Raw genomic sequence first — 25,161 nt, forward strand, 5'->3', positions numbered from 1 at the left:
TGTCCATTTTGGGAGGAACCATCCGGTTATGTTTGGTACGTTGAACGCCATCAACCTTACGCTTGCATACGATAAAAAAATTATCGCCGAAGCGCTGAACGTCACGATCCCGGATAATCAATTCAGTGTGATTATCGGTCCAAATGCCTGTGGCAAATCCACTTTGCTACGGGCGCTGTGCCGGTTGTTGAAACCACTGGCGGGAGAAGTGTTGCTGGATGGTAAAAACATTCACCAACTCCCCACTAAAGCGCTGGCCCGGAAAATCGGTCTGTTGCCGCAGCATGCCATCGTGCCGGATAACATCACGGTGGCTGATCTGGTGGCGCGTGGACGCTATCCTCACCAAAGTCTGCTGCGACAGTGGAGTGCGGCGGATCAGGAAGCAGTGGAGCAGGCGATGATTGCCACCGATGTCAGTGCGTTGTCGGAACGCAGCGTGGATGAACTGTCCGGCGGACAGCGGCAGCGCGTATGGATAGCCATGGTGTTGGCACAACAGACACAGTTGTTGCTGCTGGATGAACCCACAACCTGGCTGGATATGGCTCATCAGATTGATCTGCTCGATCTGTTTTGCGATCTTCACCAACAACATGGTCGCACGCTGGTGGCGGTGCTACATGACCTGAATCAGGCCTGTCGTTATGCCGATCATCTGATCGTCATGCAAGCCGGAAAGATTAAGGCGCAAGGAAAACCAGCCGAGATCGTCAGCGCCGAACTGATCAGACAGGTGTTCGGCATGCCCTGCGTGATTATTCAAGACCCGGTATCTCACACGCCACTGATTGTGCCGTGCGGACGCTATCATCCGGTTCCGCATGTGACGACACCCTAACCGTCGCTTTTCAGCGCCAACCGCGACGTTCCAGAGACGCCGCGCCGAACCTGCTCGTTTATTAAGCGATAAGCCGGATATTTCATATAGCTACCTATGCGGATGCATTAAAAACCAAAGGTGTGAAATTAACACAAACGCTAATGATAATAAATATCATTAGCGTTTTGTATTTTTATTGTGCTAAGGTTTTTTCGGCAGTAAAACAGGGTTACATGGGATGATGTTAACATTGTTGCGCAAGGGTTAATTATATGAAAATAAAACATAAAAAATGTTTTTGCGCCTCCATGCATATGGGATTACTTCTGACAGTAATACATCCAGTGCAAAGTGTGGCGGCTGCTGATACACAACACAACACAACACAACGCAATGACACCATCACGGTGGTTGCCGGAACAGAAAATGAATCACCCACCGCGCCGCTGAAGGGAATGGTGGCAACCACCAGTCAGGCGGGCAGTAAAACCGCCACGCCATTGATAAAAACGCCGCAATCTATTTCAGTCGTTACCCGCGACCAGATGGATGCGCAGGATGTATCCTCCGTTCCGCAGGCATTGCGCTACACCGCCGGGGTGGTAGCGGAATACCGGGGCAGTTCCAACCGTTACGATGAGGTGTTTATTCGTGGGCTTTCCTATGTGCCACGATTTTTGGATGGTTTGAGCTTTGGCGCTTCGGCTGGATCGCAAACCGGCGTGATCGACCCCTGGTTGCTGGAGCGGGTGGAAGTGGTCAAAGGCCCGGCATCCGTACTTTACGGTCAGGTGAATCCTGGTGGCTTGGTCAGTATGACCAGCAAACGTCCGACAGCCACCCCGATACATAAAATTCAATTGAAAGGCGGCAATAATGATCTTGCGCAGGGCGCATTTGACTTTGGCGGCGCGTTGAATGATGACAACACCCTGCTGTATCGACTCAACGGTCTGGCGCGTACCCAGCATAATCAGGTCGATGATTATAAGGAAACTCGTTACGCCATTGCTCCGTCGCTGACCTGGTATCCCAATATCGATACCCGCTTTACGTTGCTGACCAGTTTCCAGAAAGATCCTGATGCCGGCTACCGTAATTTCCTGCCGTCGGTGGGTACGGTGTTCGGCACCGAGCGGGGCTATATTCCCTTTGACTTTAATGTCAGTGATCCGTCCTTTAATCTGTCAAAGCGCGAGCAAGCCGCCATTGGTTATGAATTCGAACATAATTTCAATGAAATATTTACCTTCAGGCAGAATGCGCGCTATGCCAATATCAGTCAAAAATACAAATACTTTGTCTATACGAACTCCGCCAGCACCTATGTGTTGAACAGACGCGCCCAGCGAGAGGAGCGCGATACCGATGAGTTTGCGCTGGATAATCAGTTACAGGCTCAGTTTGCTACCGGTATAGTGGATCATGTGGTATTGACCGGGCTGGATTACCGGTGGAACAAGGATCGGCAGAAACTGTGGCGGGGCAGTAGTACGAGTTACCAAATCGATTGGTCCTCTCCTGTCTATGGCGTACCGGTTGATGAGAGTTCGCTAATCAAGAGTACGGATCAGCGACAGACGTTGGATCAGCTTGGCGTCTATGTACAGGATCAGATGGAATGGAACAATTGGAATCTACTGCTTTCGGGACGCTATGACTGGACCGAAGTGCGAACCGACGATTATCTCGACAGCAGTCAGGTACAGCAAAACGATAGTAAGTTCACCGGCCGTGCGGCGTTGCTGTATGCCTTCGATAATGGCGTTTCGCCGTATGTGAGCTATAGCACCTCTTTTGAACCCAACCTGCAAACCAATCGTGCGCCGGGAACGCCGCCTTTTTCGCCAACCACAGGCAAACAGGTTGAAGTCGGGATTAAATACCAGCCGCCGGGCTGGAACACCTTAATGAGTCTGTCGCTTTACGATCTGCGCCAGCAAAACGTTTCTACCTATAACAGCAGCCTGGGATGGTTTGAACCGGTCGGTGAAATTCGCAACCAGGGGCTGGAAGTGGAAGTGCATTCGGCATTGACCGAATCAATCAATCTCATCGCCTCCTACAGCTATATCGATTCTGAAACCACCAAAACCACCGTGGCTGGCACGCAGGGTAAAACGCCGGCGCGCATTCCTTCTCATATGGCTTCATTGTGGGGGGAGTACAATTTCCATTCCGGCGTGGCGAATGGTCTCGGTGTCGGTCTGGGCGCCAGATATATCGGCACCAGTTATGGTAATGCTCAGAATACCTTTAAAGTTCCGTCTGTCGATTTATACGATGCGAAAGTCAGCTATGAACTGGGTAGCCTGACGCCATCGCTGAAAGGCGTGTCGGCGCAAGTCAATCTTAATAATATGTTTGATAAAAAATATGTCGCCACCTGTGCTTCCGCCACCGCCTGCTTCTATGGCATTGGGCGGACGGTCACTGCGACAATCAATTATGAGTGGTAGCGTCTCTCATCACTGAGTAAACCGTGGCGCTCGATGCGGATCGCCACGGTGGTCAACTCTCTTTTACATCGGTGTTCCGGGTTATTACATCCAGCATGCGGAGCTACCGGACAGAGCACGGTTAAATAGGCTCACAGCAGAGGAAAGTATTCCTATGAATCACTATGCTGAGCAACCGCCGATTCAATTGATGCTGCGTCGACATGATGCCGGCAGTGAGGAATGGTGGCGTGAATTGAGCGCGGGGGATATTCCTCGGTTAGAAAAACTTGCCACGGGCGATTACCGGGCTACCTTCTTTTGGCGTGATCCGCAGGGCAGCGAGCAGATATCCGACACTCGCTATGTCTGGATAGATGTCAATTGCGTGACAGACCATCACAAAATGTCGCCGGAGTCGATGGCGCGATTGCAAGGCACCGATGTCTGGCACTGGAGCACTATTCTGGCAGGGGACTGGCGAGGCGGTTATTCTTTTATACCCGCTACCGACCATCAGCGTTTTAATCCGCCCGCAGGGGATATCCGCACCCAGCGTCTGGCACAAAGAAAATGGTGGTGTGAAACGTTAAGCCGGGCGACGCACGATCCGCTTAATCGGCGCAGTTTCTGGCACGGCAGCCGAGGGCAGTCCTTGTCCGGGTTGCATTTACCTGATGCGCCGCCGCAACCGGCCTGGCGCGATTTTGATCTTGGCCTCCGCTGCCAGCCTGCTCCGGCACGTTTACAGTCCTATTGCTGGCACAGTCAGCGCCTTAACAACCGCCGTACCGTCTGGATTTTCAGTACCGGAGAGACGCAGCCCGCTAAGCGACCATTGGCGATCCTGCTGGACGGCCAGTTCTGGGCATCAGGCATGCCCGTATGGTCGGCGTTGATGAAGCAGACGCAGTCCGGGCAATTACCGCAAGCGGTTTATCTGCTGATCGATGTGATAGATAGCGCGCATCGCAGCAGCGAATTGGCCTGTAATGATCAATTCTGGTTGGCGGTTCAGGAGGAATTATTGCCGCAGATCGCGGGTATTTGCGCTTATCAGGACGATGCTGCCACCACCGTGGTCGCCGGACAAAGCTATGGCGGATTGGCGGCGCTATTCGCCGGGCTGCACTGGCCGCAACGTTTCGGCTGTGTGCTGAGTCAGTCCGGCTCCTTCTGGTGGCCGCGTCAGGATCTGATACAGGCCACCGAAGCGGCGGACGGTGAATGCCAGTTAATTGAGCGCATTAAACAAGGTCTGGGTAGTTACGGAAGACTGAAAATTTTTATGGAAGCCGGCGTGCGCGAGACGTTGATCCATCGGGTTAATCAACGCTTATTCAATGTATTGCGCCATACCCACCATACCCTATGTTACCGGGAGTTTAATGGCGGTCACGATGCCTTGTGCTGGCGGGGCGGACTGATTGACGGCCTGACGGCGCTGTGGTCATCCGATTTCCCGATGATCCAGACGCACTCCCCCGCGGGGAAGGCCACCTCTATCAGACAGGAGCCATAACATGGAACAGCAAATGCAAAATCCGTTCGATGATGAACGTTATCTCTTTCTGGTGCTAATTAATGACGAGGAGCAGTACAGCTTATGGCCGGATTTCAAGGGAACGCCTCCGGGGTGGCGAACGGTAATAGGCCCTTTGCCGCGTGCGGAGTGCGTCGCGTGGTTGGAAACCAACTGGACTGATATGCGGCCAGCTAGTCTGCGTAATGCGCAAAATGCTTCATAACCCCACCAGCCAGGAGATTTTAGTCCATGACCGATACATCCCTCTCCCCTGATACCAGCACCTCGTTGCAGGTGTTGCCGTTGGTGGCCGCCCAGCCGGGCATTTGGTTTGCCGATCAACTTTCGCCCTGGTCGAATACTTTCGCGGTGGCCCATTATGTAGAAATCAGGGGTGAATTGAAGCCGGACCTCATGCTTGAGGCGATCCGTCAAGGATTGATGGAAGCTGATACTGTCAGAGCGCGTTTTGAAGAACGTGATGGTGAGGTGGTTCAGATCCTGCCGGGAGCAGAGGACGACAGTAATTTACCCCGCCCCGAATTCATTGATCTTAGCCATGAGGCAGATGCGCCTACTGCGGCGCTCGCAATAATGCGTGAAGATTTGTCAGGCAATCTGCGAGCTGGCGGCGAAGCGATTCTGTACCGCCATATCCTGTTCCGCCTCAGTACTGCCCCGGCGCGTTGGTTCTGGTATCAGCGTTATCATCATCTAATGGTCGATGGTTTCAGTTTTACCGCCCTGACCCGCAGAATTGCCCATATCTACCACGCTCGCTGTGATGGCCGAACCGCCGGCCCGTCGCCGTTTACGCCTTTTTCCGCCGTCGTGCGGGAGTATCTTGACGAGTCGCATACCGCTACCTGCACGCGCGACAGGCTGTTTTGGTTGGACAAATGTCAACAATTGCCGCCGCCTGTCAGTCTCGCGGCGCGGCCAATGTCTGATAGTCATCCCTCGCCGCATATCTTACGTCATTCGCTGCGCCTGGATGCCGATGATTTTACGCGGCTGACGGTTCCCTCGCTGACAACGCGATTAAGCGCCACGGAAATCGGATTGGCGCTGATCGCGGTCTGGGTAGGGCGTCTGAGCGGCAGAATGGCCTACACTGCGGGGTTTACCTTTATGCGCCGTATGGGATCGCAGGCATTAAATGCCATCGGCCCGGTGGTGAATGTCCTGCCCGTGCCGATTCATGCCGATCCCGACGCGACATTACATGATGTGGCGCGTACCGTGGCTGCGGAGCTTAAGGCGATACGGCGTCATCAGGCCTATGATGGCGAGCAACTCTTGCGCGATCTTGGCCGCATCGGTGAAAGCCAGGGATTGATGGGGCCAACCTTTAATATCAAATTATTCGATTATCAACTTGAGTTCCACGGTGCTAAGGCCATGACGCACCAATTAGCGTCGGGGCCGGTCAGCGATCTTGAGATCGATCTTTATATTGATGAGTCCGGCGCGCTGAGCGTGGAACTATTGGCAAACCAGGCACGTTACCAGCCGGAACAGTTGGCGCATTATGCCGCCTGTTTGCCGCTGTTGCTTCGTCAGTTCGCCAGCAATGTCTCGCTGCCGATCGGGGAGGCCGGTCTGCTGGATGAAACGGCGCTAGACAAGCTGTCTCACTGGAGCGATGGCGGCGCAGCCCAGCGCATTGAGCACGAAACCACGGTGCTGGATGCTTTTATGCGGCAATGCGCGCAGCAGCCTGAAGCCGTCGCGTTGCGCTGGAAAGATGAGAGCATCAGCTATCTAGAGTTGCGTCAACGGGCATCCCAGTTGGCGCGTCTGTTGCTTGATGGAACGCCTCAATCGCCGGTGGCTATTCTGCTGCCGCGCGGGCCTGACTGCGTGGTGGCGATGCTGGCTGTGATGATGGCCGGTCAGGTGATCATGGTATTGGATGCGGACTCTCCGCCGGAGCGACTGGCGATGATGATTGGCGAGAGTCAGCCTGATCGGTTGATTACTCTTGAAGCGTTACGTCCGCGCTTTGCCGCTTTTACGTCGATACCCGCTGTGTGTCTGGACAGCGTGTGTCTGACGACATTCAGCGATCTGCCGCCGGACGATGCTGAGCGTGGGTTCCCGCTCCTCAGCGAGCATCTGGCTTACATTATCTATACGTCAGGTTCCACCGGACGGCCAAAAGGGGTGATGAACACCCATGGCGCGTTGCTCAATCTGCTAAATGTCCACCGGGCCGGCGCATTTTCCTCGGCGGCGAGGATATTGTCAGACAAAGGGGAGCGCCGACGGTTACATACCGGACACAGTGCCGCCTGGGTATTTGACGCCAGTTGGGATCCGCTGTTGGGGATGATGGATGGTCAGATAATGGATCTGTTTGATGACGATACTCGCCGTGATGCGCTGGCGCTGGTAACGGCCATCCAACGCCAGCGCACCGACATTATTGAAGTGACGCCGTTGATGCTGACGCAACTGCTGGCCACCGGTTTACTGACATCGGACAAGCATCGGCCATTGATGATCCTGCTGGGCGGCGAGGCGGTATCCTCTGCGCTCTGGCAGCAGTTGAAGCAGTATCCACAGGTGGCGGCGCGCAATTATTACGGCCCGACGGAATGTACGGTTGACAGTGTGATTGGCGATCCGGCGGACTCGTTGGAGTCTGTTATTGGCCGTCCGGTGCCAGGCATGTGCGTCTGGGTTCTGGATGGCCGATTGCAGCCGCTGCCGATAGGGGCGGTCGGCGAACTCTATCTGGGCGGAGCAGGGCTGGCGCGCGGTTATCTTGGCAAAGCGGGATTGACTGCCTCCCGGTTCATCGCTTCGCCATTCGGCAAGGGCGAGCGGCTTTACCGCACCGGGGATCTGGTTCGCTGGCGCGCTGACGGCCAGCTTGATTTCGTTGGCCGCATCGACGATCAGGTTAAGGTTCGTGGTTATCGAATCGAACTGGGCGAGGTGGAAAACGCGCTATCGGCATTATCGGAGGTGGAAAGCTCAGCGATAGTGGTTCGTGAAACGGAAGGCCGTAATCAACTGGTGGCATATTGCGCGGTGAAGGCGGCGTTGGCAGAGGAACCTGAGTGGATCAGCGAACGACTTTATGCCCGACTGCGAGAACGTATTCCAGAATACATGCTACCCAGTCAACTTGTGGTGCTGCCGCAGTTGCCGGTCAACAGCAGCGGGAAAATCGATCGTCGCGCGTTGCCGCAGCCTAAAGCGAAACTATTACAACCGCAACAGCCGCAAAATGCCCGTGAGCGACTGTTGTGCGATGCCATCGCCACAGTATTGCGTCTTGAGGCTTTTGGCGCGGATGACGATTTCTTTCTGCAAGGCGGCGACAGTATTTCAGCCATGATGCTGGCCAACAATCTAAGACAGGCGGGTTACCAGTTGTCAGCAAGGGATATTTTTTCCCTGCGTACACCGCTGGCGATGGCGCCCGTCATGACCGTCTGGCAGGATGGCGATAATTCTTCGACATTGCCGCTGCTGGCGGATGATAAGGCGCTGATGGCGCACGTCAACGCTAAATACGGCCCCGTCCATTGGGTATTACCGACCTTGCCGTTACAGCAGGGATTATTGTTCCATGCCCAACTGCGAGACGGAACCGGCAATTACAATGCATTAAGCCGCTTTGATTTCGAAGGCGCGCTGACGGTCTCGCGCATAAAGGCGGCGCTGAACAGCATGATGCAACGTCATCCGCAGCTTAACGCCTGTTTTGATAACACGCTGTGTGACGCGCCATTGCAAGTTTTGCCCCGGCGGTCAATGGGACGCAGTTGGCCATGGCGTCAGTACGATCTGAGCGGTATGAGCGCACAGGAACAGCAGCAGAGCCTGCAACGTATCGAACAAGAGGAACTGGCGTGTGATTTGCTGATTGACGGAAGCGATGCTCCGTTGGTGCGTGCCGTGCTGGTGCAATTATCCTCCCGGCGGTCAACACTGCTGATTGTCGCTCATCATCTGGTGGCTGATGGTTGGTCTTCAGCCATTATGTTGCGTGAACTACTATTTGTGCTTGGCGACATGGCGGCCTCTCTGCCGACGCCGCAGGCGGATTATCCCACGGTGATAACCCGATTGGCGGCGCGGAACAAAGACGCCGCGCAATCCGCCTGGCGCGAGTCGCTGACGGACGTGACGCCTTGCGTGCTGTTCGGTGATGTTCCGTCAACGCAAGAAACCATGCATCGTCTGCCGATAACGTTGACGCCCGAATTGCAACACGGTCTGGAATCATTGCGGCTGAAGTGGGGGCTGACCCTGAACACGCTGTTGCAGGGCGTGTGGGCGACACTGCTGAGCGCTATCAGCGGGCGTGATGATATCGTGTTCGGCACGCCGGTATCCGGGCGTTTTACCGGACCGGCAGGCACTGGCGATCATATTGGTTTATTCAGTAATACCGTACCGGTTCGGATTCGGTTGCAGCCCCAGCGCGCCTTGTTGGAACAGTTGGCGCAAATACAACCAGGGCAAGTCGATTTGCTGGCTCATGACAATTTGGGGCTAGGCGAGATCCAACAACTGGCGGGAGGCGAAGCGCTGTTTGATACCTTGCTGGTGGTGGAGAACTACCCGGATGAAAGCGAGTTACTCAATCGTCCTTTCGGCGAGGTACGTTGCACCAGTGTATGTAATCACGGATATACGCATTACCCGTTGACGCTGATGGCTGTTCCCGGCGATATATTATCGCTGCACCTGGAATACCGCCCAGGTCAGGTGGATGCCGAGGCGGTGGCGTTGCGCCTGCAACTGCTGCTTCAACAACTGGTCGTCACACCGGAGCGGCCTCTGGCCGCGCTGTCGCTGCTGAGCGAGTCAGAGCAAGGACTCGTGCGACGCGCCAATCAAACTGAGCATGAGGTCAGGCCGGATACCCTGAGCGGACTGTTGGCGCGCCAGGCGTCCCGCTCGCCGCAAGCCGTTGCGTTGGTGGATGAAACTCAATCTTTGAGCTATGCCGAGGTGCGCGAACAGGTAATGCTGCTCGCGCAGCATCTGGCTGCGGCGGGCGTTATTCCCGGGGACACCGTGGCGGTAGCATTGCCGCGTTCGGTATTTCTGTCGCTGGCGTTAATGGCAGTGGTTGAAGTTGGGGCGGCATATCTTCCGCTGGATACCGGCTATCCTGATGAGCGCCTGCAACTGATGCTCGATGATGCGCAACCTCGGTTGATCATCACCGATCCCTCGCAACGCGAACGCTTCGATGGTGCGGGGCCTATTTTTTCTTATGATAGCCGACTGGCGGTTAATCACGATCTCCCTGCGTGCCGTCAGACGCCTTCCCCCCATCATCCCGCCTACATTATCTACACCTCTGGTTCCACCAGTCGGCCAAAAGGCGTGGTGATTGCGCATAACGCCATCGTCAATCGGTTGTTGTGGATGCAACATCAGTATCCGCTGGGCGCAGATGACGTGGTGTTGCAAAAAACGCCGTGTAGTTTCGATGTATCGGTATGGGAATTTTTCTGGCCGTTGATGGTCGGGGCCTCGTTGGTAATGGCGCCGCCGGAAGCGCACCGCGACCCGTCGGCGTTGATGGCGTTGACGAAAAAGCACCGCGTCACCACCATGCATTTCGTTCCCTCAATGCTGGCTGCTTTTGTTGACGCGCTGGACGACGAAAAAGCCGTGCGCAATTGCGCAACCCTGCGACGGGTTTTCTGTAGCGGTGAAGCGCTTTCAACCGAACTCTCCCGCTCCTGGGAAAGGGTGACCGGCATACCGTTGTATAATCTTTACGGCCCGACCGAAGCGGCGGTCGATGTCAGTTGGCATAATGCTTGCGGTCAGGCGCTGGCGGCGGTGACTGGCGTCAGCGTACCTATTGGCCGCCCGGTATGGAATACCGGGCTGAGAATCCTGGATCCCTGGTTGCGGCCAGTACCGCCGGGCATCGCTGGCGAACTTTACCTCACCGGGGAACAACTGGCGCAGGGCTATCTGCATCGGCGCGAACTGACCGCCAGTCGTTTTGTTGCGGATCCAGAGACAGTTGGAAAACGCATGTACTGTACTGGCGATGTGGCGCGTTGGCTGCCGGACGGCGTGGTGGAATATCTCGGTCGCCGTGACGACCAGTTGAAAATACGTGGACAGCGCATTGAGCCGGGTGAAATTGAATCTGCGTTGCTTGCACTGCCGGGCGTCCATCAGTCCGCGGTGCAGGCATGTGTATTGGGTCGGAGCGGGTCCAGGGCCGGGGCGGATGCTCGCCAGTTGATCGGTTATGTCGTACCCGAACCTTCGGCACAACTGGATGGCGAGGCCCTGCGCGTTGCGCTGACCTCGCGTTTGCCGGCACATATGGTGCCGGTCGCGGTGGTGATACTTCCCTCTCTGCCCCTTAGCGCCAACGGCAAGCTTGATCGCAAGGCGTTGCCTTTACCAGAGGAGAGCGGTCAGCGAGGACGTCTGCCCCGTCCGGGGCTGGAAACGCAACTGGCCGGACTATTTTCCCGTTTGCTGGAGCGGGACAATGTGAATGCCACCGATGACTTTTTCGCGTTGGGCGGTCATTCCCTACTGGCGATGCGGCTGGCTGCGGAACTGCGACGCGCGCTGGATAAACCCGTTTCCGTCGGACAACTGATGGTTGCGTCTACCGTGGAAAAACTGGCGCAGTTGCTTGACGGCGAACGTGCCGACGAAGAAATGCGGCGTGCCGGATTCGATCAGGTTTTGCCGCTGCGAACCGGGGAAGGGAACCCGCTGTTCTGCATTCATCCCGCTTCCGGGTTTGCCTGGCAGTTTAGCGTGTTCCCTCGTTATCTGGCGTCGCGTTGGCCGGTTATCGGCTTGCAGTCGCCGCGTCCTGATGGACCTATTGCCCGCTGCGCCACGATGGATGAAGTCTGTGAACACCATCTGGTCAATCTGCGACGGGTGCAACCGCACGGCCCCTATCATCTGATGGGTTATTCACTTGGCGGCACCGTCGCTCAGGGGATCGCCGGGCGCTTACAGGCGCAGGGAGAAACGGTGGCTTTTCTCGGTCTGTTGGATACTTATCCCCCGGAAACTCAGGATTGGACCGCATCCATGGACGAAAAAGCCAGACAGGAGGTGGACAATGAGCGCGACTTGTTTATGGCCGCTGCGGAGGAGACGGTGGATATCGCCCTTCAACAGCAAAAGCGGGATATGTTTGATGATATTGAGGCCAATTACGCTGACTCGGTGCGTTTGTTGTCGCAGACCCGTACCGCTCGCTATCAAGGGGAGGCGACGTTGTTTATCGCTAAAGGTTCTCTTCCTGAAGGTATGGATGTACAGGCGGCCTGGGCGCCGTATGTGGATCGATTACAGGTATTTGAACTGGATTGTTGCCATATTGATATTATCTCGCCAGCTTCGCTGGCTAAGTTGGGGCCGCTGATCGACAAGGTACTGTCCAGATTGTAAATTGCCTGGCTATTTGTCGGGTGGCGCAAGGCGCGTCGCCCGACACAGACTATCTGCCGGAATAAGGTTGCATGAGTTTTGTCGGGAGCCTCAGCGGGATTCCCGTGTCAGCAACACCAGCAGATAGAGACCGCCAATACAAACCGTTACGACGCCGACCGGCAACTGATTAGGTGAAAATAATCGCTGCGCCAGAAAATCGGCCGCCAATAATAAAAAGGCGCCGGTTAACGCGGCCGCCGGCAAGGAGGGGATATCAGCGCCGCTTAAGCGGCGAGCAATCTGCGGCGCGCACAAGGATATAAAAGAGATAGGCCCGGCGGCGGCCGTCGCTGAGGCCGTCAGCGCAACGCCGATGACCATCAACAGCAACCGCGAGCGCTCTACCGGTACGCCCAGCGCCCTGGCGGTATCATCACCCATTTCCATTAGCGTCATTCGTCGCGTCAGCAATAACGACAAGATAAAGGCAATGGCAATAAAAAGCAGAGCGGGAAGCGCCTTACTCCAGGTAATGCCATTAAGCGAGCCTGCGCCCCACAGCGCGGCTGACATAGCTGATTCCAGCGACGCTGAGATAATAAGCCAGGTATTTATGGCATAGAGTAACGCGCTGATGGCAATGCCGATGATAATCAGCCTAAAGCCCTGAATTCCCTGATGCCAGGTCAACAGCCACACCAGCGCCGAGGAGAGAATGCCGCCGGCCAGAGCGCCGCCCGCAATACTGAATTCGTTGCCGTTAAACAGAATAATCGACATTATCGCCCCGGTATATGCACCCGAGTTAAACCCGATAATGTCTGGGCTGCCAAGTGAATTGCGCAGCAGTGACTGAAAAATAGCCCCACTGACGCCAAGCGCCGCGCCGAGGATCAACGCCATTACCACGCGAGGCAAACGCCACTGGGTCACAATGGTGACGATGTTGGCGGGCGCGTCGCCCCATAACGCCCGCAGCACCAGATCTATGCTGAGCGGCATTGCGCCTGAAATCAGTGCGAGTACCGCCAGCATCAAGCAAAGCATCACCATGATGCCGCAATATCCGCGCCGCCGCAGAGCGCTTTGAGTCAGGCCGTGCCGCATCATCCGCTTTTGCCTCCATGTCGGCGTACCAGAGCAATTAATACCGGGGAGCCGATAAAGGCGGTGACAATGGAAACGCGTAATTCTCCGGGTACAATAACCCGTCCGATCATATCGGAAATCAACAACAGACAGGGCGTCAGGAGCAGTATCCAGGGCAGTATTTTTTTCTGATCCGGCCCGACCAGACGACGGGCGATATGCGGTACCATCAGACCGATAAACGCGATAGGGCCTACTGCGGCAGTGGCTGAGCCGCATAATAACGTGATGGCGATCAGACCGAGTATCTGGATCGTGGTTGTTCGTGTGCCTAACGCCTGTGCGATATCGTTTCCCATGTCCAGAACATTAAGGGCGCGAGCCAGCAATAACGCCAGCGTCAGCCCTGCCAACACCGGCGCCGCGATCACTTTTATAATGTGCATGCTGCGGATATCCAGAGTACCGGCTTCCCAGAAACGAACATGGTCATAGACCAGTGGGTCGAGCAGAGAGATGCCGGAGGTCATACCTGCCAGCACTGCGCCGAGCGCGACTCCTGCCAACGTTAAACGAACGGGACTGGGTTTTCCGCGCGTCTGGAACGCGATTAGCCACACTCCCAGGCTGGATAGTAATGCGCCGCCAAAGGCGAACCACAGATACTGTTCGGGCAGCGTGGCGCCAAAAAAAGCGATACCGATGACCACCGCGAAACTGGCGCCGGCATTAATGCCTAAAATGCCGGGGTCGGCCAATGGGTTGCGTGTCAGTGCCTGGATAAGCGCCCCGGATACGCCGAGCGCGGCGCCTGCCAGCAATCCGGCCAGCGTGCGCGGTAAACGGGCATCAAGGATAATCGTGCCGTCGGGATGGGAATTATCACCGCTCAATATGTTGATGATGTCGGTAAAGGGAATATTTTTGGCGCCGACGAATAAACTGAGCAGACAGCACAACATCAATAGCAGACTGACGATAGATAAACCGTAGCGCGAATTGCCCGCTATCGTTCCCTTTAAAGAGGCGCGGATCCGGTCTGCGTTATCCCTCTGCGGAAAATGAGTCTTATTGGAATGCATATGCAAATGATTATAATTATCAATATAATTTGATATTGATAATATTAACATGTCTTCATCAGGAACAAAACGCTGGGGTCGATGTCGTTAATTTTTCATTGACGCAATCGGAATGTACAACCGCCGGGGAAAAGCTATGGACAGACCTTCCATTTTGCTTAATTTCAGTTTGCTAAAAAATAACCGTGATTTTCGGGCGCTGTTTTGCGCGCGTTTTATCTCAGTGCTGGCGTTGGGGATGTTGACTGTGGCGGTGCCGGTGCAGATCCAGCAAATGACCGGTTCGACCCTTCAGATCGGGCTGGCGGTGGTGCTGGCTGGCGGCGGTATGTTTATCGGCCTGTTGCTGGGCGGCGTGATGGCGGATCGATATAATCGTCGTCATCTTATCCTGTTCGCCCGCGGCACCTGCGGTGTGGGATTCGCCGGTTTATTCCTGAATACGCTGGCGCCGGAACCTTCGCTACTCCTGCTATGGCTGCTTGCTATATGGGATGGCTTTTTCGGCGCGGTTGGGATGACGGCATTGATGGCCGCGACGCCGGCGCTGGTTGGGCGGGAAAACCTTGGTTCGGCAGGAGCCATCAGTATGCTGACAGTACGATTCGGCGCGGTGGTGTCTCCGGCCATTGCGGGGATGACTATCGCCTGGGGCGATGTGGGATGGAATTACGCGTTAGCCGCCGCCGGAACCTGGTTAACGCTGATCCCGCTAATACGTCTGCCTTCGATGCCCCCTCCGCCGCAGCCCAAGGAGCATCCAGGCCGCGCACTGCTGGCGGGAATGATTTTTTTAAAACAGAATCGGGTTATCGGCGCCGTTGTGTTGATGGGAATGCTGATCAGCCTGACCAGCGCCGTTCGGGTGTTGTTTCCGGCACTGGCTGTCCGCTGGCAGATTGATGCGTTGCATCTGGGCGTGATGTATTCGGCAATACCGTTGGGCGCGGCGTTGGGGGCTTTTACCAGCGGGCGGGTAGCTCAAACTCCGCGGCCCGGTAGATTAATGATCTTCACCGCGGTGGCGGGATTTTTAATCCTCAGTCTGTTCAGTTTGATGCCGTATTTTGTGTTATCGCTGTGCTGTCTGGCAATTTATGGTTATCTCAGCGCGATCAATTCGTTGTTGCAGTTCACTCTGGTGCAAAGTTTGACGCCAAATGCATTGTTGGGTCGTGTTAACGGGCTATGGACAGCGCAGGCCGTAACGGGAGATGCATTTGGCGCTTTGTTGCTTGGCGTCATGGGGACGCAATTGTCGCTACAAACCTCCGGTTTGTTGTTCGGTCTGAGCGCAGCCCTGGCTGGCATCACGCTGGCTACCTTGTCCGGGTCATTGCGGCGGCTTGAACATCCCACTCCGTCGCAACGGGCATCATCGGCGGGTGGTTAATGCGCGGCAAAATACTTTTCCAGCCGATCTAACATATTACTGGCGCTGTAATAGTCCAGACGAAAGGTATCGTTACCCATGGCGTAAACCTGTTTGTTTCTGACTGCCGGTAAATGGGCAACGAACGGGTTGGCGAGCAGTTGCCCGACGCTCTCCTCTTCCGTGGAAAACAGCAGATAGGTGTTACCGTTCAGCCCGTCGGCCAACTTCTCGCCGGATAATTGCACCAGATCCTTGCGCTTGCCCATACTGTAGTTGCCACGCACCTCGTCAGGTATCGCCGCAAGTTCGAAACCCAACTGTTGCAACAACTGGCCTTGCGCAGAGTCGGCGGTCCATAAATTGGCGCCTTTGCCGTCTTCCCGCCAGACAAAGGCGCTGACAGGTTGCGGAGGTAAATTCAAACGTTGCTTCACGGCGTTCAACTGGTTATCGAATTTCGCGATCACCGCCTCAGCCTGCTCTTCGTGTCCGGTCGCATAGCCCAACTGAAGAGCCAATTCCTGCCAGCTTTTATCATCATAATTGATCACCAATACCGGCGCGATAGCGCTAAGCTGCTGACGCAGCGTCAGGGCGGAGTCGCCTCCCGTGGCGGCGACCACAATCAGGTCCGGCGCTTCATTGGCGATCGCTTCGGCATTGGGTTTGGTTTCATAGATTTTTTTTACTTTACGCTCAAGGGCGATAGCGCTCCACTGTCGCAGGAATCCCTGACTATCCGAAATACGGCTGCCTGGGCTGGTGGCGGAACTGGCAATGACCGGCGCGTCAATCGCCAACAAGGTGCCGGTGACGGTGACGCTGGTGGAAACAATACGCTGCGGCTGTTCCTTAAGCGTGACGGTGCTGTCAAGGGTCTGAATCTGCCGCGGCCAGCCTTTGGATGTTATGTTGCCCTGTTCCGCCGCCACGCCGCTGTCGGTTTGTCCGTCGCAGGCGCTCAGTATCAATGCGAACAAGGGCAGCAACACACCGCGCCATGCCGGTAAATAAAATGCCGTTCTCATCACTTAAACCTCATTATCTATTAAACATAAAATGCGGGAACGTGAAGCGAGCTTTCCTATATTGACAATTATTGACAATGCAGAAACATCGTTCTAAGTTGTTACTTAAATTAATAATGATAATGGTTATCAAAATCATTATCATTCTTATAATATGGGAGGTTGCGAGTGTACCGTTTGATTAGGGACAATTTTACGCAAGAGGAGAGGGGCGTTTGGAAGCCAGATTCAGGATTCTTTTTCAGTTCGCTCTCCCGCAGCCTGTATACACAGGGTTGCTTTATGTCACTGGCGACCCCCGCCAGAGATGGCTTTAATACTTCTGGCGAATTTCAGCGAACCCTGCAACAAGCATTTGCGCGTGCCAGAGCGGAAGGTATTGCCGAACCTGTACTTGTCGGCGCCATCCCCTTTGATACCTCGCGTCCTTCGGCGCTGTTTATTCCCCAGCAAAGTCACTGGTTTTGCCGCGACGATTTTACCATGCCATCGCTCAATGATTGTCCTCCATTGGCGGATATTGTTACAACCCAACCACGGCCAGACAAGGATGTTTTTATCGATTTAGTGAGTCAGGCTGTGAATGCGACGCGAGAGGACAACATCACCAAAGTCGTGCTATCCCGCCTGCTGGATATCGAACTCAGCGCGCCGGTCGATCATCGGGTGCTGTTAGCGCGCTTGCTCGCTCGTGAACCTGACGCCTATCACTTTTATGTTCCGCTGGATGATGGCGCGTTGCTGGGCGCCAGTCCTGAGTTGTTGTTACGTAAGTCGGGCCGCCAGTTATATTCCAAACCGCTGGCAGGATCCGCCGCTCGGGCTATCGATTCGCAAGCGGATCGGCGCGTGGGGCAACAATTGCTGGATTCGGTAAAAGATAGTTATGAGCATCAGGTGGTGATTAACGAGATGCGCCGGGTACTGACGCCTTGCTGTCGCCAATTGCATGTACCTGAAACGCCGGAACTGCTTTCTACCGCCACATTGTGGCATTTGGCGAGCGCCATCAGCGGTGAAGCGGTTGCTGAAACTGACAGCGCATTGTCGTTGGCCTGTTTGCTTCATCCTACGCCGGCATTATGCGGTTACCCGACCGATACGGCTCGGCAACTCATCGCCAGCCTTGAACCCTTCGAACGCGGATTATTCGGCGGCATTGTCGGCTGGAGCGACGCGCAGGGCAACGGCGAATGGGTGGTGACGATTCGTTGCGGCGAGGTGCGTGGAAATAGCGTAACGCTGTTCGCCGGTGCCGGCATCGTGCCGGATTCTCAGCCGCTTTGCGAATGGAATGAAACCGGCGTGAAGCTGAGCACCATGCTGCGCGCCTTTGGCATGACGAATGATCAGGAGTGTGTCGCATGATCGTTGAGTTCAATCGCTGGCCTGCCGAGCAGGAGCAGCGCTACCGCGCATGCGGCTATTGGATCGATCGTCCGTTGTGCGACATTTTCCTGCGGCATAAAGACAGTGACGCGCTGGCGTTGATCGACGGCGAACGTCACTTCAGTTATCGCGAGTTAAACCAAAGCGTTAATCGGCTGGCTGGGGCGCTGGCGCGACAGGGTGTGCGACGCGGACAAACGGCTCTGGTGCAGCTAGGCAACATCGCCGAGTTTTACCTGACCTATTTCGCGTTGCTGCGTATTGGGGTGCTGCCGGTAAATGCCTTATTCAATCATCAGCGCAGTGAACTGAGCGCTTATGTGGAACAGATAACGCCAGCGCTGCTGATTGTCGATCGCAGTCATAATCTGTTTCATGACGACGCGTTCATTGATGAGTTACGGCGCATCAGCCCTGATTTACAGCATGTAATCCTGCGCGGTGAGGAAAATCCTGAATACGATTTGCAACAACTGCTACAGCAAACGGACAGCGATGACGCATGCTCGCCGACGCCGCCGGATGAGGTCGCTTTTTTCCAACTCTCCGGCGGCAGTACCGGCACGCCGAAGCTGATCCCGCGTACGCACAATGATTATTACTACAGCATCCGCGCCAGCGTGGATATCTGTCGTTTTGATGCGAATACCCGCTATCTGTGCGCTTTACCCGCCGCGCATAATTATCCGTTAAGTTCTCCGGGCGCGCTGGGGGTATTTTACGCGGGGGGAACGGTGGTGATGGCGACCGATCCCAGCGCCACCCACTGTTTTCCGTTGATCGAACGGCATCAGGTGAATGTGACTGCGCTGGTTCCGCCTGCGGTAACGCTATGGCTGGAAGCAGTTGCTCTGGCGGGACAACGTCATGCATTGCGGAGCCTGAAGCTTTTGCAGGTTGGCGGCGCACGGCTGAATGAAGCGTTGGCGCGACGCATTCCCCGCGAACTGGGGTGCCAGCTACAGCAGGTTTTCGGCATGGCGGAAGGGCTGGTGAACTACACCCGGCTGGACGACGACGATGAGCGTATTTTCACCACCCAGGGGTGCCCCATCAGCGTGGATGACGAAGTCTGGGTGGCCGATGCCGCCGGCAACCCCCAACCGCACGGACAGGCTGGGCGCCTGATGACCCGCGGCCCCTACACCTTTCGTGGCTATTACCGCAGTCCGCAGCATAACCGGCAGGTATTTGATGAACAGGGCTTCTACTGCTCCGGCGATGTGGTGATCCAGCGCGAGGACGGCTACCTGCAGGTGGTGGGGCGGGAGAAAGATCAGATTAATCGCGGCGGCGAAAAGATTGCCGCCGAGGAGATTGAAAACCTGCTTTTACGTCATCCGCTGGTGATCAACGCCGCGCTGGTGGCGATCCCCGACCCGCTGATGGGGGAAAAAAGCTGCGCTTTCGTCGTTTGCCGGGAAGCGATCAAATCCGTGGCGCTGCGCCGCCATCTGCGCGAGCAGGGCATTGCCGATTACAAATTGCCGGATCGTTTTGCCAGTCTGCCGGCGTTACCGGAAACGCCGGTGGGTAAAGTTGATAAACAGCGTTTACGCGAGATGGCGCAGCAGCTTATCCCGCAGGAGAGTCATCCATGAGTATTCCCAAACTGAATAGCTACCCTCTGCCGTCGGCGGAGGCGTTGCCCGATAACAAGGTGAGCTGGCCGCTGGAAACGGCGCGGGCGGCGTTGCTGATCCATGATATGCAGCACTACTTTCTTAATTTCTGGGGGGAGAACAGCCCGCTGATCTCCCGGCTTATCGACAATATTGCGCGCCTGAAAAACTTTTGCCGTCAGCGCGGCATTCCGGTGTTCTACACCGCCCAGCCGAATAATCAGAGCGCCGCCGACCGGGCGTTGTTGAACGATATGTGGGGGCCGGGGCTGAATAACTATCCCGAACAGCAGAAAATCACCGACGCCTTGACGCCGGAGGACGCGGACACCGTGCTGGTGAAATGGCGCTATAGCGCTTTTGTGCGCACCGACCTGGAACAACAGCTGCGCGACGCTAGCCGCGATCAGCTGATTATCTGCGGCGTTTATGCCCATATCGGCTGCCTCACCACGGCGAACGACGCGTTTATGCGCGATATCAAACCCTTTATGGTGGCGGACGCGCTGGCCGATTTCTCCCTGGAGGAGCATATGATGGCCCTGCGCTATAGCGCCGGCCGCTGCGCCCGGGTGGTCACCACCGACCAACTGGTAGCGGATGAGTCCGCCGCGCGAGGGTACGGTAAGTCCCGTCTGCGGGCGGAGCTGTTGCCGCTTCTCAATGATGACTGCGGCGAGGTGGACGATGACGAAAACCTGCTGGATTACGGGCTGGATTCCGTGCGCATCATGTCGCTGGCGGCCCGCTGGCGTCAGCAGGGCCACGATGTGGATTTCGTGGCCCTGGTAAAAGCCCCGACCGTCAACCACTGGCTGGCGTTGTTGTCGCAGCCGCAGCGGGAGGAAGCATGAGCGCCCGGTTTGATTTCAGCGGCAAACAGATATGGGTTACCGGTGCCGGTCGCGGCATCGGCTATGAAACGGCGTGCCGCTTCGCAGAGGCGGGGGCTGCGGTGGTGGGGTTTGATCTGGCATTCCCGGATACGGCATTGCCTTTTACCCCCTGCCTGCTGGATATTCGCGATGCCGCCGCTGTGGCCGGTCGCTGCGCCGCGCTGCTGTCGCAAACGCCGCGGCTGGATGTGCTGGTCAACGGCGCCGGCGTTCTGCGTATGGGCGCGACGGAAAAGCTCACTCAGCAGGACTGGCAGGATTGTCTGGCGGTCAACGCGGGCGGCGTATTCAATCTGTTGCAGGCGGCGATCCCGCAGTTTCAGCGCCAGCGCGGCGGGGCCATTGTGACGGTGGCGTCCAACGCCGCGCACGTTCCCCGCGTAGGCATGGCCGCCTACTGCGCGTCCAAGGCGGCGGTGCGCAGCCTATGTCTGACCGCGGGGCTTGAACTGGCGCCGTACGGCGTGCGCTGTAACCTGATCTCGCCGGGCTCGACGGACACCCCCATGCTGCGCGGCATGTGGGCGTCGCCGGCGGGGGAGCAGTCCACCATCGACGGTTTTCCCGACCAGTTCAAACTGGGCATTCCGCTGGGGAAAATCGCCCGTCCGCAGGATATCGCCGACGCCATTTTGTTTATGGCGTCCGATGTCGCCGGTCATATCACGCTACAGGATATCGTTATTGACGGCGGCGCCACGCTGGGCGCCTAACCCGACGCCGACGCGCATTGCGCGCGGGGCGCGATTTCCGCCGCTTGCAGTCACCGATTGTGTCTCGCCGTTAAATCAGGGAAAATAGCCGGCTTACGATTTAATTCCCGCTTCGCCTGACGCTGACATCGGTGTGTTGTTGACTTGATGCTGACGCCGGGTGGCTAACAGAAGAAACCTGAAAATCATGTCTCCAAGTGAATACGCCCGCGAAGTCTCAAAAAGAAGAACTTTCGCCATCATATCCCACCCCGACGCCGGTAAAACGACCATTACGGAAAAGGTATTGCTGTTCGGACAGGCAATCCAGACGGCTGGTACGGTAAAAGGGCGTGGTTCAAGTCAACATGCAAAATCCGACTGGATGGAGATGGAGAAGCAGCGTGGTATCTCTATTACCACCTCGGTGATGCAGTTCCCCTATCACGAATGTCTGATTAACCTGCTGGATACTCCGGGACACGAAGATTTCTCTGAAGATACCTACCGCACGCTGACGGCAGTGGACTGCTGTTTGATGGTTATTGATGCGGCCAAAGGGGTTGAAGACCGGACGCGTAAACTGATGGAAGTGACGCGTCTGCGCGATACGCCGATCCTGACGTTCATGAACAAACTGGACCGCGATATCCGCGATCCGATGGAAGTGCTGGATGAGGTGGAAGGCGAACTGAAAATCGCCTGTGCGCCCATCACCTGGCCGATTGGCTGCGGTAAGCTGTTCAAAGGGGTTTATCACCTTTATAAAGATGAAACCTACCTTTATCAGAGTGGTAAAGGGCACACGATTCAGGAAGTTCGTATTGTTAAAGGCCTGGATAACCCGGAGCTGGACGTTGCCGTCGGTGAAGAGCTGGCAATGCAGCTGCGCGAAGAGCTTGAGCTGGTGAAAGGTGCGTCTCACGAGTTTGAACTGGATGCGTTTCTGTCTGGCGACCTGACGCCGGTATTCTTTGGTACGGCGCTGGGTAACTTCGGTGTTGATCATATGCTGGATGGGCTGGTTGCCTGGGCGCCAGCGCCGATGCCGCGTAAAACCGATACGCGTGAAGTGGTCGCGGCCGAAGAGAAATTCACCGGTTTCGTCTTTAAAATTCAGGCCAACATGGATCCGAAGCACCGCGACCGCGTGGCGTTTATGCGCGTGGTTTCCGGCAAGTATGAGAAAGGGATGAAGCTGCGTCAGGTGCGTACCGGCAAGGATGTGGTGATTTCCGATGCGCTGACCTTTATGGCGGGTGATCGCTCTCACGTCGAGGAAGCCTGGCCCGGCGACATTATTGGTTTGCACAACCACGGTACGATCCAAATCGGGGATACGTTTACTCAGGGTGAAGACATGAAATTCACCGGTATTCCGAACTTCGCGCCTGAACTGTTCCGCCGTATCCGCCTGCGCGATCCGTTGAAACAGAAACAATTGCTGAAAGGGCTGGTGCAGCTTTCTGAAGAGGGCGCGGTTCAGGTTTTCCGGCCGCTGACCAATAACGACCTGATCGTGGGCGCCGTTGGTGTGTTGCAGTTTGATGTTGTTGTCGCGCGATTGAAGACGGAATATAACGTGGAAGCTATCTACGAGTCCGTTAATGTATCCACCGCTCGCTGGGTCGAATGCCGCGATGTGAAGAAGTTGGAGGAGTTCAAACGTAAGAATGAACAGCATCTGGCATTAGACGGCGGCGATAATCTGACCTATGTGGCGCCGACGCTGGTAAACCTGAATCTGACGCGCGAACGTTATCCTGAGGTAGAGTTCCATAAGACACGCGAGCATTAATTGGCGCTGTTTAAATAAACCGTCTCGTATTCTCTTGTTTTGAAATTCTGTTTTGAAATTCGGTTAAGCGAATCGATACGCTTTTACAGCGCATTGGTTCGCATATTTTTATTGTATATCAATAAATTATACCTTATCGTCTCAAAAGCCGCGTTGTTCTGCACGTCACAGACAAATCTGAATTCCTGCCTGTTTCGCCCCTTTCCTTCCAATCCGCCGGTGATTTTTCATTTAGTGGTCTATAGTTAACAACGTATTGAGTGTTTTAGTTTGTTTAACTATTAACGCGATTACGGGTGGTTTGTTATTTTAACTTATTTATTTTTTATGAAATAAATATCTAGTTATTGCGTTGTTTTTGCGACGTTATCAAACGCTTCATGGCGCTGATTTCAGACCTGAATCACCTGCGTAATTATCCTGCGTTAATGCGGCCCGATGTGCAGCGTTTTGGCATAAACGGGCGTAATAGAGAAAAACATAAAGGAAGAAATCGATGAGAAAAACCAAACTTACACAATCGCTGATCGCTGTCGTTCTGGGGTCAATGTTGGTCGGTGGCACTGCTCTGGCTGAAGAGACCGCGGGACAGAAAATACAACGTATTGCTGATACTACTGGTGAGAAAGTCGATAGTTCCGCGAATAAAGCTTCAGGCTACATGAGCGACAGTGCAACAACAGCAAAAGTAAAAAGCGCCTTACTGGAAGATAAAGCCATTACCAGCGGCGACATTTCTGTTGAGACCACCCATGGGGTGGTAACGCTAAGCGGTTTTGTCGGCAGTCAGGAGACAGCGTCCCGTGCCGTGAGCATCGCCGCCGGGACCGAGGGAGTTACGTCCGTCAGTGACAAACTACAGGTTAAAGACACCGCATCGCAATCGGTTGGTGCTTATGCGGGTGATGCCATGACCACCAGTACCATCAAGGCTAAACTACTGGCTGATGATATTGTTCCTTCACGTAAAGTGGCAGTGGAAACGCAGGACGGCGTTGTCTTGCTGAGTGGCGACGTGGACAACCAGGCACAGTCTGCGCGAGCTGAAAGTATCGCCAAGTCTGTTGACGGTGTTAAAAGCGTAAAAAACAGTTTAACCGTCAAATAATCCCATTTTTTACAGCGGGTACCGTTTAACGGTGGCCTGCCACCATCAACACAACATGGCACTACCACGCTGGATACGCAATCTGGATGCATTACTCGCGTTAGGATGACCGTCATGATTGTTAATTTTCTGGTAAGGAGAGCGTATGTTTCATTGGGGTATTATCTTTTTAGTTATTGCATTGATCGCTGCCGCCTTGGGTTTTGGTGGTCTGGCGGGAACCGCAGCAGGTGCGGCTAAGATTGTCTTTGTTGTCGGGATTATCGTGTTCCTGGTGAGCCTGTTTACCAACCGCAAACGGCCTTAGGCTTTTCATCTTGCCTTTCCGCTTTACATACTCTGACGGGGCAATACCCGTCACGCTTTTATTCCGCTAGCAAAACAGGTACGTGAGGCTTGTAACGCCTCATCGGGCCTGCCCCTTTTGGGGTCGTGTCGAACAGCATTCAAATTCTACTTCCGGCAGATTCCTATCGCTCCCAAACGTCTGGTTGGTGCCTTTCTGCATCTTGAAAAAACGCCGGGAGTGTTTTTTAACAACGCATGGCGTTGGCTCTCGTGGACGGGCAGGCGCGCGTTATAAATCTATTGGATAATCGCGGCATTTTCTGAAAGACAGAACTGCCATGCCGCTGTAACATAAAACTATCACACTGTTCGTGGTGGTTTGCTGAATCTCGATCTTTTATCAGGAGGACTATGATGAATAGCGATATCGTTGTAGGCAAATGGAAACAGTGGAAAGGGAACTTCTGGACGCTGTGGGCTGAATGGTTTGACAGTGATTGCGCCTGGCTGGAAGGAAATAATGGTTATCTATCCGGCGTGGTGCAAGAGGGTTACGGAAAGGACAATGAACAGGTATCCTCAGAGGAGAGAGTACTACACTGAGGAT

General features: G+C 55.2%; 17 protein-coding genes. 14 read left to right on the forward strand and 3 right to left on the reverse strand.

Annotated elements, in window-relative coordinates; translation table 11 throughout:
• Window positions 1-28 precede the first annotated feature (28 nt).
• The 5 genes from B4923_RS08460 to B4923_RS08480 all read left to right on the forward strand — a co-directional run bounded on the left by B4923_RS08460 (window position 29) and on the right by B4923_RS08480 (window position 12,205).
• Window positions 29-841, forward strand: a complete 813-nt coding sequence (locus B4923_RS08460; protein ID WP_109053910.1) for an ABC transporter ATP-binding protein — start codon at window positions 29-31, stop codon at window positions 839-841.
• Between the two features lie 296 nt (window positions 842-1,137).
• A complete protein-coding gene (locus tag B4923_RS08465) occupies window positions 1,138-3,282 on the forward strand; it encodes a TonB-dependent siderophore receptor (protein ID WP_109053998.1) in 2,145 nt (714 codons plus the stop codon).
• Between the two features lie 154 nt (window positions 3,283-3,436).
• Window positions 3,437-4,783, forward strand: coding sequence for an enterochelin esterase (gene fes, locus B4923_RS08470; protein ID WP_109053911.1), 1,347 nt, complete (start codon window positions 3,437-3,439; stop codon window positions 4,781-4,783).
• Window position 4,784: 1 nt separating this feature from the next.
• Window positions 4,785-5,009 (forward strand): MbtH family protein, encoded by a 225-nt coding sequence (locus B4923_RS08475; RefSeq protein ID WP_211313930.1) that lies wholly within the window; start codon window positions 4,785-4,787, stop codon window positions 5,007-5,009.
• 26 nt (window positions 5,010-5,035) lie between these two features.
• A complete protein-coding gene (locus tag B4923_RS08480; protein WP_109053912.1) occupies window positions 5,036-12,205 on the forward strand; it encodes a non-ribosomal peptide synthetase in 7,170 nt (2,389 codons plus the stop codon).
• Between the two features lie 90 nt (window positions 12,206-12,295).
• On the opposite strand, the gene fepG is transcribed toward B4923_RS08480, so the two are convergent.
• On the reverse strand, window positions 12,296-13,297 hold the full coding sequence (gene fepG / locus B4923_RS08485; RefSeq protein ID WP_109053913.1) for an iron-enterobactin ABC transporter permease: 1,002 nt from the start codon (window positions 13,295-13,297) through the stop codon (window positions 12,296-12,298).
• On the reverse strand, window positions 13,294-14,358 hold the full coding sequence (fepD, locus tag B4923_RS08490; protein WP_109054000.1) for a Fe(3+)-siderophore ABC transporter permease: 1,065 nt from the start codon (window positions 14,356-14,358) through the stop codon (window positions 13,294-13,296). The genes fepG and fepD overlap by 4 nt, the downstream gene beginning before the upstream one ends.
• A 136-nt stretch (window positions 14,359-14,494) precedes the next feature.
• Between fepD and entS the strand changes: the two genes are divergently transcribed.
• Window positions 14,495-15,751: an enterobactin transporter EntS gene (entS, locus tag B4923_RS08495; RefSeq protein WP_109053914.1), complete on the forward strand. Its 1,257-nt coding sequence runs from the start codon at window positions 14,495-14,497 to the stop codon at window positions 15,749-15,751.
• Here the strand turns inward: entS and fepB are convergent.
• On the reverse strand, window positions 15,748-16,761 hold the full coding sequence (gene fepB, locus B4923_RS08500; protein WP_109053915.1) for a Fe2+-enterobactin ABC transporter substrate-binding protein: 1,014 nt from the start codon (window positions 16,759-16,761) through the stop codon (window positions 15,748-15,750). The two genes, entS and fepB, sit on opposite strands and share 4 nt — an antisense overlap.
• Window positions 16,762-16,938: 177 nt before the next feature.
• On the opposite strand from fepB, the gene B4923_RS08505 reads away from it, so the two are divergent.
• The 8 genes from B4923_RS08505 (at window position 16,939) to B4923_RS08540 (ending at window position 25,157) form a co-directional block, all read left to right on the forward strand.
• Complete coding sequence (locus B4923_RS08505; RefSeq protein ID WP_425428606.1) at window positions 16,939-18,129, forward strand: isochorismate synthase; 1,191 nt, start codon at window positions 16,939-16,941, stop codon at window positions 18,127-18,129.
• Window positions 18,126-19,751, forward strand: a complete 1,626-nt coding sequence (locus tag B4923_RS08510; protein ID WP_109053917.1) for a (2,3-dihydroxybenzoyl)adenylate synthase — start codon at window positions 18,126-18,128, stop codon at window positions 19,749-19,751. Before B4923_RS08505 ends, B4923_RS08510 begins: the two co-directional genes overlap by 4 nt.
• On the forward strand, window positions 19,748-20,626 hold the full coding sequence (locus B4923_RS08515; RefSeq protein WP_109053918.1) for an isochorismatase: 879 nt from the start codon (window positions 19,748-19,750) through the stop codon (window positions 20,624-20,626). Before B4923_RS08510 ends, B4923_RS08515 begins: the two co-directional genes overlap by 4 nt.
• Window positions 20,623-21,381 carry a 2,3-dihydro-2,3-dihydroxybenzoate dehydrogenase gene (gene dhbA, locus B4923_RS08520; RefSeq protein WP_109053919.1) on the forward strand — a complete coding sequence of 253 codons (759 nt, stop codon included), beginning with the start codon at window positions 20,623-20,625 and terminating at the stop codon, window positions 21,379-21,381. The genes B4923_RS08515 and dhbA overlap by 4 nt, the downstream gene beginning before the upstream one ends.
• Window positions 21,382-21,568: 187 nt before the next feature.
• A complete protein-coding gene (gene prfC, locus B4923_RS08525; RefSeq protein WP_109053920.1) occupies window positions 21,569-23,158 on the forward strand; it encodes a peptide chain release factor 3 in 1,590 nt (529 codons plus the stop codon).
• A 496-nt stretch (window positions 23,159-23,654) separates the two neighbouring features.
• Window positions 23,655-24,266 (forward strand): molecular chaperone OsmY, encoded by a 612-nt coding sequence (osmY, locus tag B4923_RS08530; RefSeq protein WP_109053921.1) that lies wholly within the window; start codon window positions 23,655-23,657, stop codon window positions 24,264-24,266.
• Window positions 24,267-24,411: 145 nt separating this feature from the next.
• Entirely contained in the window at window positions 24,412-24,573 is a 162-nt protein-coding gene (locus B4923_RS08535; RefSeq protein ID WP_109053922.1) for a DUF1328 domain-containing protein, read from the forward strand.
• Between the two features lie 395 nt (window positions 24,574-24,968).
• Window positions 24,969-25,157 (forward strand): CsbD family protein, encoded by a 189-nt coding sequence (locus tag B4923_RS08540; RefSeq protein WP_109053923.1) that lies wholly within the window; start codon window positions 24,969-24,971, stop codon window positions 25,155-25,157.
• The last annotated feature ends 4 nt before the right edge of the window (window positions 25,158-25,161 follow it).

The organism is Brenneria roseae subsp. americana, assembly GCF_003115815.1.
In the GTDB taxonomy this organism is placed as follows: domain Bacteria; phylum Pseudomonadota; class Gammaproteobacteria; order Enterobacterales; family Enterobacteriaceae; genus Brenneria; species Brenneria roseae.

Bases quoted from the DNA above. Each gene is read 5' to 3' on its own strand.
- fepD (WP_109054000.1), bottom strand. From the start codon at position 14,358: ATGCATTCCAATAAGACTCATTTTCCGCAGAGGGATAACGCAGACCGG.
- B4923_RS08540 (WP_109053923.1), top strand. From the start codon at position 24,969: ATGAATAGCGATATCGTTGTAGGCAAATGGAAACAGTGGAAAGGGAAC.
- B4923_RS08460 (WP_109053910.1), top strand. From the start codon at position 29: ATGTTTGGTACGTTGAACGCCATCAACCTTACGCTTGCATACGATAAA.
- B4923_RS08510 (WP_109053917.1), top strand. From the start codon at position 18,126: ATGATCGTTGAGTTCAATCGCTGGCCTGCCGAGCAGGAGCAGCGCTAC.
- B4923_RS08475 (WP_211313930.1), top strand. From the start codon at position 4,785: ATGGAACAGCAAATGCAAAATCCGTTCGATGATGAACGTTATCTCTTT.
- B4923_RS08465 (WP_109053998.1), top strand. From the start codon at position 1,138: ATGGGATTACTTCTGACAGTAATACATCCAGTGCAAAGTGTGGCGGCT.
- B4923_RS08515 (WP_109053918.1), top strand. From the start codon at position 19,748: ATGAGTATTCCCAAACTGAATAGCTACCCTCTGCCGTCGGCGGAGGCG.
- B4923_RS08480 (WP_109053912.1), top strand. From the start codon at position 5,036: ATGACCGATACATCCCTCTCCCCTGATACCAGCACCTCGTTGCAGGTG.
- fes (WP_109053911.1), top strand. From the start codon at position 3,437: ATGAATCACTATGCTGAGCAACCGCCGATTCAATTGATGCTGCGTCGA.
- entS (WP_109053914.1), top strand. From the start codon at position 14,495: ATGGACAGACCTTCCATTTTGCTTAATTTCAGTTTGCTAAAAAATAAC.
- fepG (WP_109053913.1), bottom strand. From the start codon at position 13,297: ATGATGCGGCACGGCCTGACTCAAAGCGCTCTGCGGCGGCGCGGATAT.
- fepB (WP_109053915.1), bottom strand. From the start codon at position 16,761: ATGAGAACGGCATTTTATTTACCGGCATGGCGCGGTGTGTTGCTGCCC.
- prfC (WP_109053920.1), top strand. From the start codon at position 21,569: ATGTCTCCAAGTGAATACGCCCGCGAAGTCTCAAAAAGAAGAACTTTC.
- B4923_RS08535 (WP_109053922.1), top strand. From the start codon at position 24,412: ATGTTTCATTGGGGTATTATCTTTTTAGTTATTGCATTGATCGCTGCC.
- osmY (WP_109053921.1), top strand. From the start codon at position 23,655: ATGAGAAAAACCAAACTTACACAATCGCTGATCGCTGTCGTTCTGGGG.
- dhbA (WP_109053919.1), top strand. From the start codon at position 20,623: ATGAGCGCCCGGTTTGATTTCAGCGGCAAACAGATATGGGTTACCGGT.